The sequence below is a fragment of the Streptomyces varsoviensis genome (genome assembly GCF_000718635.1).
Taxonomy (GTDB): domain Bacteria; phylum Actinomycetota; class Actinomycetes; order Streptomycetales; family Streptomycetaceae; genus Streptomyces; species Streptomyces varsoviensis.
Map to the genome: position 1 here is coordinate 179378 of NZ_JOBF01000003.1, position 12713 is coordinate 192090.

10 protein-coding genes are annotated in these 12713 nt (G+C 72.3%); 5 read left to right on the forward strand and 5 right to left on the reverse strand.

Annotated elements, in window-relative coordinates; genetic code table 11:
* Positions 1-13: 13 nt before the first annotated feature.
* From IF55_RS05400 to IF55_RS41420, 3 genes are all read left to right on the forward strand, one after another.
* Positions 14-622, forward strand: coding sequence for a TetR/AcrR family transcriptional regulator (locus IF55_RS05400; protein WP_030876069.1), 609 nt, complete (start codon positions 14-16; stop codon positions 620-622).
* Between the two features lie 769 nt (positions 623-1391).
* The gene (locus IF55_RS39200; protein WP_157854265.1) at positions 1392-1688 is read left to right on the forward strand and encodes a hypothetical protein; all 297 of its coding nucleotides are present in this window, start codon (positions 1392-1394) and stop codon (positions 1686-1688) included.
* A 31-nt stretch (positions 1689-1719) separates the two neighbouring features.
* Complete coding sequence (locus tag IF55_RS41420; protein ID WP_425428516.1) at positions 1720-1902, forward strand: zinc-binding dehydrogenase; 183 nt, start codon at positions 1720-1722, stop codon at positions 1900-1902.
* A 200-nt stretch (positions 1903-2102) separates the two neighbouring features.
* On the opposite strand, the gene IF55_RS05405 is transcribed toward IF55_RS41420, so the two are convergent.
* Positions 2103-2867: a MerR family transcriptional regulator gene (locus tag IF55_RS05405; protein ID WP_030876071.1), complete on the reverse strand. Its 765-nt coding sequence runs from the start codon at positions 2865-2867 to the stop codon at positions 2103-2105.
* Positions 2868-2921: 54 nt separating this feature from the next.
* On the opposite strand from IF55_RS05405, the gene IF55_RS05410 reads away from it, so the two are divergent.
* Both IF55_RS05410 and IF55_RS05415 read left to right on the forward strand, forming a co-directional pair.
* Entirely contained in the window at positions 2922-3242 is a 321-nt protein-coding gene (locus tag IF55_RS05410; RefSeq protein WP_048831573.1) for a hypothetical protein, read from the forward strand.
* A gap of 250 nt (positions 3243-3492) precedes the next feature.
* A complete protein-coding gene (locus IF55_RS05415; protein WP_048831574.1) occupies positions 3493-4026 on the forward strand; it encodes a hypothetical protein in 534 nt (177 codons plus the stop codon).
* A gap of 21 nt (positions 4027-4047) precedes the next feature.
* On the opposite strand, the gene IF55_RS05420 is transcribed toward IF55_RS05415, so the two are convergent.
* From IF55_RS05420 to IF55_RS05435, 4 genes are all read right to left on the reverse strand, one after another.
* Positions 4048-4464, reverse strand: coding sequence for a Dabb family protein (locus IF55_RS05420; RefSeq protein ID WP_030876076.1), 417 nt, complete (start codon positions 4462-4464; stop codon positions 4048-4050).
* 264 nt (positions 4465-4728) lie between these two features.
* Entirely contained in the window at positions 4729-5949 is a 1221-nt protein-coding gene (locus IF55_RS05425; protein WP_030876079.1) for a cytochrome P450, read from the reverse strand.
* 18 nt (positions 5950-5967) lie between these two features.
* Entirely contained in the window at positions 5968-7161 is a 1194-nt protein-coding gene (locus IF55_RS05430) for a cytochrome P450 (RefSeq protein ID WP_030876081.1), read from the reverse strand.
* Between the two features lie 146 nt (positions 7162-7307).
* On the reverse strand, positions 7308-12713 hold the full coding sequence (locus IF55_RS05435) for a non-ribosomal peptide synthetase (protein ID WP_030876083.1): 5406 nt from the start codon (positions 12711-12713) through the stop codon (positions 7308-7310).

A 12713-nucleotide genomic window follows, 5' to 3' on the forward strand; every position in this document is an offset into this window, starting at 1 on the left:
GGCGGCGACGGCGATGGTTGACGGCCAGGGGAAGGGCCAAGGGAAGGGCCGGGAGAAGGGTCGGGGAGCGCGGGAGCGGATTCTGAGCGGTGCGGCCCGGCTGTTCGCGACGCAGGGGATCAACGCGACGGGCATGGAACAGGTCGCGGAGGCGGCGCCGGTGTCCAAGCGCACGCTGTACGCGCACTTCCGCACCAAGAACGACCTGGTGATCGCCCACCTACAGGGCCTGGCATCGTCGGGCGCCACCTTGGAGACCGTGCTGACCCGCGAGGACATCCCCCCGCTGGAACGCCTCCTCGGCCTCTTCGACCAGCCCGCCCCAGAGGCGACCCCCGTACGCGGCTGCCCATTCATCGACGCCGCCGCGGAGTTCCCGGACCCGGAGAGCGCCGCCCACTCCTACGCCCGCGAACAGAAACTGCGGATGACACACCTGGTCACCACCCTGCTCACCGAACTGAACTACCCCGACCCTGGCCCCCTGGCCGAACAGCTAGTAACCCTCGCCGACGGCGCCGCCAGCCGTGCCATGGTCCTGAACGACCCCCGCTACGGCCGCCACGCCCGCGCGGCAGCCCAAGTCCTCTTGGCGCATGCTTTGCCGGAGGGCTCGGCGTAGGGGGGTTGGTTGGGCTGAGGCCGGGGGGTGGGGCTGAGGCCGGGGGGTGGAGCTGAGGTCGAGGGTTGGGCTGAGGCCGGGGGTCGGCACTGTGGGTGGTCGGGTGCGGGTCTCGTCTCGGGCCCTTCGGACCCAAAGCGGAGCATGGGGGCGGGCGGGGGGCGGTGGGCCGGGGCCGGATCGCCCCCTACTGCCCGGTGGACGGCTGAGACCAAGGAAGCTCCGCTGCGCGGCGCTCCACAGCGCGGGTCGGCCGGGGACGGTTTCCGCACATGGGGGCGGGGCCCGAGCCTGGGGAAACTCAACTCCAGTGGCCAACGCGCCCGGTATGCCCGCTATATCAAGTTGAACAGGCAACAGGGTGGGCTTACCGCTCGATTCCGCGTCCGGTATGGCGCTTTTGTCGGGCGGCTCCGCCACCCTATGCGCTGCCGCCAACGGCGGAGCGCAGCGGAGCTGTCCTGGCGCCCAGCCCCAACCGACCGAAGAGGGCGAACCAATCTCAGCCCACCACCCCCGCCCGCCCCCATGCACCGCTTTGGGCCCGAAGGGTCCGAGACGAACCCCGCACCCGCCCACCCACAATCCCGCCCCCACGAACCCACCCACGAACCCACGCGCGCATGCACCACGCGCCCAGCCCCAGGCGGTACCCCAGCCGCGCGGGAAGCTGGGGGCAGCCCCGCCCTCCGGCCCGCCAACCGACAACCTGGCATCTCCCCAGAGCTCGCCGCCTGCCCGTTCGTACCGATTCCGGGAGGAAGCCGCTGTGAAGACCATCGTGCAGGACGTTTACGGTTCCGTGGACGTGCTGGAGTTGCGGGAGGTCGACCGGCCCGCGCCCGCCGCCGGCGAAGTGGTGGCTGCGCAGGCCCCGGAACCCCGTCCGGGGCACGGACGGCGCCGGGTGGATCGAAGCGGTCGGCGCGAAGGTGACCGGCTTCACGCCCCCTCCCCCTGCTGCGCCGCGTCCTCACCCCTGACGGCACTCTGGTCCGTATCGGCGGTGAAGGCGGCAGCCGCTGGCCGGCGGGCCTCGGCGCGCAATTCCGGATGGCGCTGCTGACCCGGCTCACGCGGCAGGAGACCTCCGCGGCCTGTTCTCCTTCGTCCGCCGGCAGGACCTCCTGACCCTCAAGTCCCTGGCGGAGAGGGGCTACCTCACTCCGGCCGTCGACAGTACGTACCCACTGGCCGAGGCCCCGGCTGCCATCCGCCGCCTGAAGGAGGGCCACCCGCACGGCAAGGTCGTCGTCCTCACCGTGACGCCGGACGCGTAGGCCGCAGGCCACGAGCCAGTCGGGGCCCTATTACCGCGGGCTCCGCCCGCCTAGCGGAAGGCCGACCGGACATGGGCGTCACGCTCATCCTCGCCTGCGGGATCATTGGAGCCGTCTGCGGCCTCGTCGCCGTGATCGTTGTCAGCGGGCGAAGGCGGTACCGGCGTTAGTGCCCCGCCAGACGTCATTCACCCCGTAATTCACGGGGTGGCCGGAGCGTCCGGCGACGTGACGGCGAGGTTCGCGCGGATGAGGCTGTCGAGCCGGTGCCAGGCGGGGGACGAGACGTTGACGGCGCCTTGGATGAGGGCGGGTATCTCGGATGCGCCGTTCAGGCCGGGCGGTTCGTCGGGGCCGTAGCGTGCTCGGGTCGCCTCGGCGATGCGGCGGGCGATGGCGTCGATGCGGAGGTCGTCGGCGTCGAGGTCGTACGCGTGGTCGTAGTCGAGGAAAAGCTGCCGCAGCGCGGGGTCGGTCAGGGCCTCGTACTGGTCCTGGAACAGCGTGATCGCCCGGTCGGGGTGGGTGGCGAACACGAGGATCCACAAGTCGCGTTGCAGCTCCACCCAGCGCGGTGTGAACCCCCAGCGCGTCAGATGCTCCAGAAAGGCGCCGACCTCGGCGGGCAGCGCCGCCGACTGACCGCCGAGGTCGGCGAGTTGGCGCAGGCGCCCTTGGGCCGCTCGCAGAGCGCTGATGCGGGCGGTGAGTTCGTCGTCGATCTCGCGCAGTGCCTGCTGGAACTGCTCGTCGGTCGCTGACCTCAGGTCCCGGATACGGGCCAGGGGAACGCCGGCTTCGGCGAGGGTCCGTATCTTGACCAGGTCGATGGCGTCGCGCGCGCCGTAGCGCCGGTAGCCCGAGGCGTCGCGGTCGGGTTCGGGGAGCAGCCCTTTGTCGTGGTAGACGCGGATGGCCTTGACCGACACCCCGACGTACCTGGCCAACTGCCCGATGGTGATCACACGCCCATCGTCCCACTTGACCTTTCCCCAGGGGCAGGGTCGCACCATGGCGCCATGCCGAACACGAACGCGGACGCGAACACGAAAAACGCGAACACGACCATCGATCGGGACACCTTGCGCGAGCTGGCCGACGCGGGCAACGAGTCCGCCATGAACCGGTTGGCCGACCTCGCCGACACGGCGGGCGATGTCGAGGAGCTGAGCGAGTTGCTGGACGAGGGCTCGTCGCACGCCGGGTTCCTGCTCACGCGACGCGCGGTGGCGGCGGGCGACGCGCGTGAGCTGCAGCGGATCTGCGACGCCGGGTACGACGGGGCCGGCGAGGAGCTGGCCCGGCTGCTGACGGCACCGGTCGATGGGCGGCGGGACTGAGCTGGCGTACTGCTTCTTCTTGGCCGCCGCGTCACCGGCCTCGAACTTCCCGGCTCCACCATGCGCCCGCGCGGGCGCTGACGTGGGTCGAAGTACGCAGGGACGGTGAGTACGTGAGCTCTGCCCGGCGTGCGCGAAGCAGGCTTGGGTGGACGTCATGCCCACCACAGCCCGCTTGCCGTCCCCGGAAGACTCGGCGACCACTGCCCCGCCCGTCCGAGGTAGTTGGCGCGGCCCCCTCATAGCGGTCTTGATCGCCCTCGTCCTCATGGGGCTCCTCGTGATGCTGGCTCGGGCCTGCGAATCCATGAAAGGGGGGCCGGTGCGTTCGAAAACCGCGTACGAGGAACACGTCGCCGCCACCAAGGGCGCGGGAATGCGCACCGTCAGCCAGTTGCGGCCCGCACCGCGCCTGGCCGGTGCCTTGCCCGGAGCCTCACTGGAGTCGACGGCCGACGTCGAGGGCAGCACCTCGTGCGTGGACGACTTCGGGGCCGACAGCGACGGCGTCACCCGCGGCCAACCCATTTATTACTGGAAGCTGGAGTTCGACAGCCGACGCGACTACCTGACGGCGGTTCACAACCTTCGCGAGGAATGGGAGCGGCGCGAGCTCACGGTGAAGGAGAGCCCGGGTCCGGCGGCGGGCAGGCCCGGTCAGGGACTGCCCGCCATCAGCACCACCGACGAGCACGGCGTCGACGTGATGTTCGGGCCGGATCGCTACAGCGGTGCACCCATCGTGTGGGCCGAGGGTGACTGCGTTCGCCACACCGACCGCTGAGCGGGAGCGCGCGTGGCGGCGTCAGGCCGCGTGGGGGCCGGGGGCGGCGCTGCCCTCGTACTGGTTGATGTTGGAGACGAGTTCGGTGATGCCGGGGTCGGTGTCGTACCGGCGCTGGTGGAGGGCGGCGATCTTCTTGCCGGTCTCGGGGTCGAGGTCGTCCGTGATGTCGAAGGAGACGAACTGGTCGACCAGGGGCAGGCCGATCTCGTCGGTGTGACGGTGGGCGGGGTGGATGAGGTACTCCCAGTAGCCCTCCAGGTCCGCTATCTGGAAGGTGGCGCCCCACTCGTATCTGCCGCCGTGGTCGCGGCCGACGAGGAAGGACTGCACGGAGGGGACGGCCTCGCCCTGGTGGCGAAGGCTGGCAAGGGCGTCTTCGATCTGCTCCGGCGTCGCGCCGGGCTTGAAGCTGAAGCGAACGCAGTGGTGAATCATCAACGTATTCCTTCCGGGGTTCCCGGTTGTCATGACAGCGGTCGGTGTCGTGGGCCTCGCCGACCATCGGCGTGGAGGGGACAGTCCCGCCTCTTGTCGTCTTGTCGTCGGCCGTGCCGGACCCCGTGCGTTGCCGCTGCGAGGAGTCAGCCCTTCGACAGAGGCGACGGAGCCCTTCGATGTTATCGCCTTCCGCTTTAGTTATAAGCTATCACGAAAGTTCTTGCCTGTTGTGCGCGCCGAGGGAGTTTTCTCGGCCGCCCGTCACCAGGCGACGGGCAGCGCCTCCAGGCCGTGGGCGACCGCGTTGTGCCGGAACGCGACCTCGTCGGGCGGTACGGCCAGCCGCAGGCCGGGGAAGCGGTGCCACAGGGCGAGGTAGGCGATGCGCAGTTCCAGCCGGGCCATCGCGGCGCCGATGCAGTAGTGGATGCCGTGCCCGAAGGCGAGGTGCGGTACGGGGGCACGGGTGCTGTCGAAGCGGTCGGCGTCGGGGGCCAGGGCCGGGTCCCGGTTGGCCATCGGGATCGAGCAGACGACCTGCTCCCCCGCCTTGACCAGTTGGCCCCCCACCGTGACGTCCTCCAGGGCGACCCGGGGCGTCGGGGCGTGCACCACCGACAGGTAGCGGAGCAGTTCGTCGATCACCCGGTCCGCGGACGAGGGGTTCTCCAGCAGCCCGGCCAGTTGGTCCGGGTGGCGCAGCAGGACCAGGACGCCGAGGCTGATCATGCCCGAGACGTTGTCGAGACCGGCGGCGAACATCAACGTGCAGGCGCCCCGCAGCTCCTCGTCGGTGAACTCGTCGCCGTGCTCGCGGACGAGCGTGCCGATGAACCCCTCGTCGGGGTCCTTGCGCCGGCGCCGTACCAGCGCGCCGAGGTAGCCCGTGTAGGAGTCCCGGGCGTCGGCCCGCTGCCGCGGTGTCAGCCCCGGCTCCATCTGCCGCTGGACGCGGCGGACGAAGTCGGGCCGGTCGTCGAGGGGCACCCCGATCAGCTCGCACAGCGCCGCGCCCGCGATGGGGCGAGCGTACATCTCCACCAGGTCGGCCGGCTGCCCGACGTCCTCCATGTCGTCCAGCAGCTCCCGTACGACCTCCTCGACGGGCGGTGCCAGGCGCTGTATCCGCCGGGCCGTGAACTCCGGCGTCAGCATCTTGCGCAGGCGGGTGTGCTCGGGCGGGTCGTAGCCCGTGAGGTGGCCGACGGTCTCCCGCGGCCGGGCGAGGTCGCTCTTCTCGTCCGAGGGGCCCACGCCGAACTGGAGCCGGGTGCTGAACCGCGCGTGGTCGGCCAGCACGCGGCGTACCTCTTCATACCCGGTGACCAGCCAGACCGGCGGGCCGTCGGCGCTCACGTTCGGGCCGGGCGCCACCGCGACCCGGTTGACGGGGGCCCGCGCGTGCAGCCGCCGGACCGGGGCCCCGGGGCCGAAGCCCGTCCGGCGCGCGTGGTCGAACTCGTGCTGGATCTCCTGCGGCATGTGCGCTCCTGTTGCCTCTCACCACTCGACGGGCAGGGATTCCAGGCCGAACTGACGCGACTGCGCGGGCCGGAAGCGGATCTCGTCCGGCGGCACGGCCAGCCGCAGTCCGGGGAAGCGGTCCAGCAGCGCCAGGTAGGCGATGCGCATCTCCATCTTGACCAGCGGAGCGCCGACGCAGTGGTGCATGCCGTGCCCGAAGGCCATGTGCGGATTGGGATCGCGGGTGATGTCGAAGCCGTACGGGTCGTCCCCGGAGGCCGGCACGCGGTTGAAGGCGAGCAGCGAACAGGCCACCATGTCCCCGGCCTTGATCACTTGGCCGCCGATCTCGACGTCCTCCAGGGCGGTGCGGGGCGAGACGGTGTGGATGACGGTGACGTACCGCAGCAGCTCGTCGACGGCCCGGTCGATCAGTTCTTCCGGCCGCTCCCGGAGCAGCGCGAGCTGGTCGGGGTGGTCCAGCAGGACCAGGGTGCCCAGCCCCATCATGCTGGAGACCTGGCTGAACCCGTCGGCCACGAAGGTCGCGCCGATGCCCGCCAGTTCCTCGTCGCTGATGTCGTCGCCGTGCTCGCGCACCACCGAACCGAACAGGCCCTCGCCGGGATCACGGCGCTGGCGCCGCGCGAGCTGGACCATGTAGGCCCAGTACGCCTTCCCGACGGCCACCTGCTGCTCCGTGGTCCGGCTCTCGTTCTGGGCGATGTCGAGATAGCGTGCCAACTCCGCCCGGTCGTCCCGGGGGGTGCCCAGCAGGTCGCAACTGATCTGCCCCGCCATGGGCCAGGCGAAGTGCCGCATGAAGTCGGCCGGCTGCCCGACGCTCTCCATGGTGTCCATGCAGTCCGCCACCACCTCCTCTATGAGGGGCACCAGCCTGCGCGTGCGCCGCAGCGTGAACTCCGGTGTCACCATCCTCCGCAACCGGGTGTGGTCGGGCGGGTCGCACTGGAGCAGGTTCCCGGGCAGGATCAGGCCCTTGGACTCCTCCTCGCTGTCGGCGGGCGGCCGGGAACTGAAGCGCTTGGGGTCACCGAGCACCGCCCGCACCTCGGCGTGACCGGTGGCGAGCCACTTCACCCGGCCGAAGGGACCGACGGTGATGTCGGCCTCCACCAGCGGCTCCTCCTTGGTCATCCGTACGAGCTCGGGCACGGGGTCGAAACGGTTTCGGCGGTGATGCACGGGGATCTCCGGCGGGTGGGCCATCTCGGTTCCCCTCCTCTTCGGTGTGGTGACGTCCTCTTCGGTGTGGTGAGGGATTTCCGTGTGGTGAGGGATTTCGGTGTGGTGAGGGATTTCGGTGTGGTTCAGGGCATGACGTGTCGGCCGCTCCTATACCGGTTACCGGTCGCTCACGCCTCGGCCGCGGACCGGAGCTTTCGCGTGATGACGCGTGCGATGTGCGACAAGGGCGCGGACCGGAGCATCCGGTGGTGGTCGGCGGCCACCTCGTGCGACTCGATGTCCCCCTCGATGTAGGGCTGCCAGCTCGCGATGGACTCGGCCACCGGCTGCTCGGCCGGCCGGCCCTCGGCCGCGACGAAGAGCAGCAGGTCGCCCGGGTAGGAGGGCGGCGTGTAGCCGGCCGCGGCCCGGACCAGGTTGTCGTGCACGCGCTGCACCGCGGAGCGGAGTCCCGTGCTCGTTCCCTGGCCGTCTTCCACGCCGCTCACCTCGATGAACTCGTCGAGTTCGCGCTGCACTTGCTCGCCGACCCGTTCGTCGGCCCCGCTGACTCGGCCGCCCTCGGGCGGCTCGTCGCCGGCGTCCACGACCTTGACGCCGGCGCTGGGAAAGGCGTCGAGAACGGCGAGGAGCGCCACCCGCTCGCCCGTCTCCGCCAGCCGGGCGGCCATCGTGTGCGCGACGGTGCCGCCGAAGGACCAGCCGAGGATGTGGTACGGGCCTTCGGGCTGGGCGGCGCGGATCTGCTCGACGTAGTCCTCCGCCATCTCCTGGAGGCTGCGCGGCATCCGCTCCTCCCCCGCGAGCCCGCGTGCCTGGAGCCCGTACACCGGCTGGTCCTGCGACAGGTGCCGCAGGAGGCCCAGGTAGCCCCAGCTCAGTCCCAGTGTGGGGTGGACACAGAACAGCGGGGGCCGGCTGCCCGTGGACCGCAGCGGGAGGAGCACCCCCAGGCCCAACTGGCCGTCCTGGCGGTCCCGGCCGTCCCGGCGGTTCGTGCTGCCCCCGCCGTTCGTGCCGCTCTGGTCACGGGCCGCGTCGCGGGCCGCCTCGCGGGCCGCCAGCTCCCGCATCTCGTCCGGGCCGAGCCGCAGGTCGAGCTGGCTCAGGCGCAGTTCCGGGTCGGCCGCCACCTGTTCCAGGACGTGGACCAGCCGGTTGCCGAGGACGGTCGCGGTGGACTCGTCGAACAGGTCGGTGGCGTAGCACAGGTGCCCTTCGACGCCGTCCGGGCCGCCGTCGACGCGATGGCGGCCGGTGAGGCAGACCGACAGGTCCAGCTCGGTGGTGGTGACTCCCGTGTCCACGCGGATGGTGCGCACCCCGGGCAGGCCCGACGCCTCCCCCGCGTCCACGGGGTCGTCGGTGAAGTCCAGGCCGACCTGGAAGACGGGGTGGTGCGCCGCCGACGGCGTCAGCGTGAGCCCGTCCAGGATGCGCTCGAAGGGCAGGTCCAGGTTCCGGCGGGCTTCCCTGTTGGCCCGCTGGGCGCGGCCGAGCAGGTCGCGGAAGGTCGGGTCGCCGGAGGTGTCCGTACGCAGCGGCAGCGGTCCGGCGAACGGGCCGACCAGCCCTTCGAGGCCGTCCTCGTCCCGGCGCGGCAGCTCGGTGCCGATGACGATGTCGCTGCCGGCGCCGAGCCGGGTGAGCAGCGCCGCGAGCGCGGCCTGCACGACCGTGAAGGCCGTGGCACCGCTCGGTTCGGCCAGCGCCGTCAGTCCGGCGTGCAGACCGGCGTGCAGGCTCAGCGGCACCCGGGCGCCCCGGTGGGAGGCCAGGGCGGGCCGCGGGCGGTCGGCCGGCAGGTCCAGCGCGCCGTCCACGCCCGCCAACGCCTCGCGCCAGTGCGTCATTTGGTCGTTGACCAGGGTGTCCGGCTCGTCGACGCCGAGCAGCAGCTCGCGCTCCCACAGGGCGTATTCGGCGAACTGGTAGTTCAGCGGGGCGCGGTCGGGCGCCCGGCCCTTGCGCCGCGCGCCGTAGGACGCCGCCAGGTCCCGCACCAGCGGGTCCAGTGACGCCTCGTCGGCGGCGATGCGGTGCACCACGAGCAGCAGGACGTGCTCGGTCTCGGAGAGGACGTACAGGTACTGCGCCCAGGGCGCGTCCTGGGTCAGGTCGAAGGCGTGCGCCGTGCCGGCGGCCAGCAGGCCGGGCAGTTCCTCCGCGGTGGCCGTCCGTACGACGGGCTCCGGGCGGGCCGCTTCGAGGGGCTGGATGTGCTGGCGCAGGTCGCCCCGGACTCCGGTGAAGGTGGTCCGCAGGATCTCGTGGCGCGCGGCGACGTCCCCCAGCGCGGCGTCGAGCGCTTCCCGGTCCAGGTCGCCGCGCAGCCGTAGCGCCACCGATACTCGGTGGCCCGCTCCGCTGTCGTCCAGCCGGGTCATCAGCCACGTACGCAACTGGCTCACGGTGGCGGGCGCTTCGTCGCCGTACTCGGCGGGCTCCAGCACCGGGCGCGCCCTGGCGGCCAGGGACCGGGCCACACCGGCCGGGGTCGCCGCGAGGAAGAACTGCCGCATCGACATCCCGGCCTCGAACCTCTCGCGGATGCGCCCGAGGAGGCGCATCGCCAGCCCGGACTCCCCGCCGAGCCGGAAGAAGTCGTCCTCGACGCCCACCCGTTCCAGCCCCAGCACCTCGGCGAACAGGCCGCACAGGACCTCCTCCGTCTCGTTGCCGGGGGCCCGGTCGGAGACCCGTTCGGCGAAGTCGGGGGCGGGCAGGGCCGTGCGGTCCACCTTGCCGTTCGGCGTCAGGGGCAGCTCCCCCAGCACCAGGAGGTCCGCCGGCACCATGTAGTCCGGCAGCACCTTGGCGACCTGCTCGCGGATCAGCTCCGGGTCCACTTCCTGGCCGTCGAGGACGATGTAGCCCATCAGCAGGCGCTCGCCGGGGCCGTCCGCGCGAGCGTCCACCACGGCCTGGGCCACGGACGGGTGCGCGGCCAGGGCCGCCTCGACCTCGCCCAGTTCCACCCGGAAGCCGCGGATCTTGACCTGGCCGTCGGAGCGCCCGATGAAGAGCAGTTCGCCGCCGCCCGTCCGGCGCACCAGGTCGCCGGTGCGGTACATCCGCTCCCCGGGCGCGAAGGGGCAGGCCACGAACCGCTCCGCGGTCGGGCCGGAGCGGCCCAGGTAGCCGTGCGCCAGGCCGGTGCCGGCGATGTAGAGCTCGCCGGCCGCGCCCGGCGGTACGGGCTGGAGGAAGGCGTCCAGGACGTACACCCGGCGGTTGTCCAGCGGGCGGCCCAGCGGCAGCCGCGGTCCCATCGGCTGCCCCGGCGCGGCCAGATGCCAGGTGGCGCACAGGGTGACCTCGGTGGGCCCGTACAGGTGGCGGACCGCGACCTCGGGGCACTCCTGGCGCACGCGGGCGACGGCCTCGACGGGCACCACATCGCCGCCGGTCAGCACCTCCCGCAGGCCGGTGAAGCAGCCGGGCGACTCCTCCGCGATCACCCGGAACGACCCCGCGGTCAGGTGCACGGTCGTGACGCCGCCCGCGGCCGCCTCGCGAATCCGCTGGGGGTCCACCACGCCCGGCGGTGCCATGACCACCCGGCCGCCCGCGGCCAGCGGAACCCATGCCTCGAACAGTGAGGCGTCGAAGGCGTGCGGGGCGTGCATCAGGACCGCGTCGTGCGCGCCGACCGACCAGCCGCGGTCCCCCACCAGCCCGGCCACCGCGCCGTGCGGCACCGCCACGCCCTTCGGCACTCCGGTCGAACCCGAGGTGTACATCACGTACGCGAGGTCCTGTGCCGTGACGCGTTCCGGCCGCCGGTCCGCCGGGCGCCCGGAGACCTCCGCCGCCACCGTCGGGTCGTCCAGCACCACCGGTCGCGCCGTGCTGTCCACCGGCACCATGTGCCGGGTCGCGCCCGTGCACACCACGGCCACCGGGCCGGAGTCGGCGAGCATGAACGCCACCCGCTCCGCCGGGTAGGCGGGGTCCACCGGCACATACGCGGCCCCGGTCCGCCACACCGCCAGCAGCGCCGCGAGCAGCCGGGCCGAGCGTTCCATCAGCACCGCTACGCGGTCGCCGCGGCGCACACCGAGGTCACCGAGGTAGGCCGCCAGCCGGCCGGACTCGGCCATCAACTCGCCGTACGTCAGGGCCTGCCCGCCGTCCACGATGGCTATGGCGGCGGGGTCCCGCGCCGCCCGGCCGGCGATCAGCTCCACGGCCGAGGCGCCGATGGGGGGCGCCTCCTTCGCTTCCGACTCGCCTATGGCCAGCCGGTGTTCGGACTCGTCCAGTACGGCGATCCGGCCGACCGGCGCCGACGGGTCGGCGACCATCTGCTCCAGCACCCGCACCACCCGCCGCCCGATGGCCCGGGCCTCGCCCGGGCTCAGCAGGTCGGGCCGGAAGGACAGCCGCATGCTCATGCGGGGGCCCGGGAACACGCCGAGCGTGAGGGGGTAGTGGGCGCCGTTGCGGGAGAGGCCGTCGGGCTCCAGGGAGAGGGCGCCGGGGCCGGGCGGGCCGTCGGGCGAGTGCGGCAGGTTCTCGTAGACCATGAGCGTGTCGAAGAGGGCGCCGGGCCCGCCGAGCTTCTGGACCTCGGCCAGGCTCAGGTGCTGATGGCTGGTCAGCGCCGACTGGCGTTCCTGGAGCTCCTGGAGCACCGCCAGCGCCGACCGCGCGCCGTCCAGCCGTACGCGCACCGGCAGCGTGTTGATCAGGAGCCCCACCATGGATTCCACGTGCGGCAGTTCGGGCGGGCGGCCGGCCACGGTGGCGCCGAAGACCACGTCCGTACGGCCGGTGAGCCGGGAAAGCACCAGCGCCCAGGCCCCCTGCACCACCGTGTTGACCGTCAGGCGGTGCCGGCGGGCCAGCTCGGCCAGGCGCCGGGTGGGCTCCTCCGGGACATCGATCAACGCGTCCTCGGGGACCACGGGCGCGCGTTCCGGGTCGGCCGGCACGATGAGCGTCGGCTCTTCGATGCCGGCCAGCTCCGTACGCCACGCGGTCCGTGCCGCGTCCTTGTCCTGGCGGCCCAGCCAGGCGAGGTAGTCCCGGTAGGACGTGGTGCGCGGCAGCGCGGAGGCGTCGCCCCCCGCCGCGTACACCGCGGACAGCTCCGAGAGCAGCACCGGCATGGACCAGCCGTCCATGAGGATGTGGTGGCTGGTGACCACCAGCCGGTGGCGCGCCGGGCCCATCCGGATCAGCAGCAGCCGCAGCAGCGGCGGCGCCGTCAGGTCGAAGCGCCGCGCCCGCTCCTCCCCGGCCAGGCGCTCCGCCTCGGCCAGCGCCTCCTCGGCGCCGCCCAGCGCCGACACATCGGCCTCCTGCCAGGGCAGCGTCACCCGCCGGGCGATGACCTGCGCCATCCGCGCCCCGCTCACCCACCGGAAGCACGCCCGCAACGCCGCGTGCCGCTCTGCCAGCGCCTCCCACGACGCGCGCAACCGGTCCGCGTCCAACGGTCCGTCGACGGCCAGCGAAGACTGCACGGTGTAGACGTCCGGCCCCTCGTCGTCGAAGGCCGCCTGGAACAACAGCCCCTCCTGCAACGGGGACAGCGGCCATACGTCTTCGACCATGGATCGGGTCAT

Coding starts and splice junctions, on each gene's coding strand:
- IF55_RS05400 (WP_030876069.1), top strand. CDS start 14: ATGGTTGACGGCCAGGGGAAGGGCCAAGGGAAGGGCCGGGAGAAGGGT.
- IF55_RS05410 (WP_048831573.1), top strand. CDS start 2,922: ATGCCGAACACGAACGCGGACGCGAACACGAAAAACGCGAACACGACC.
- IF55_RS05420 (WP_030876076.1), bottom strand. CDS start 4,464: ATGATTCACCACTGCGTTCGCTTCAGCTTCAAGCCCGGCGCGACGCCG.
- IF55_RS05425 (WP_030876079.1), bottom strand. CDS start 5,949: ATGCCGCAGGAGATCCAGCACGAGTTCGACCACGCGCGCCGGACGGGC.
- IF55_RS05430 (WP_030876081.1), bottom strand. CDS start 7,161: ATGGCCCACCCGCCGGAGATCCCCGTGCATCACCGCCGAAACCGTTTC.
- IF55_RS05435 (WP_030876083.1), bottom strand. CDS start 12,713: ATGACCCGATCCATGGTCGAAGACGTATGGCCGCTGTCCCCGTTGCAG.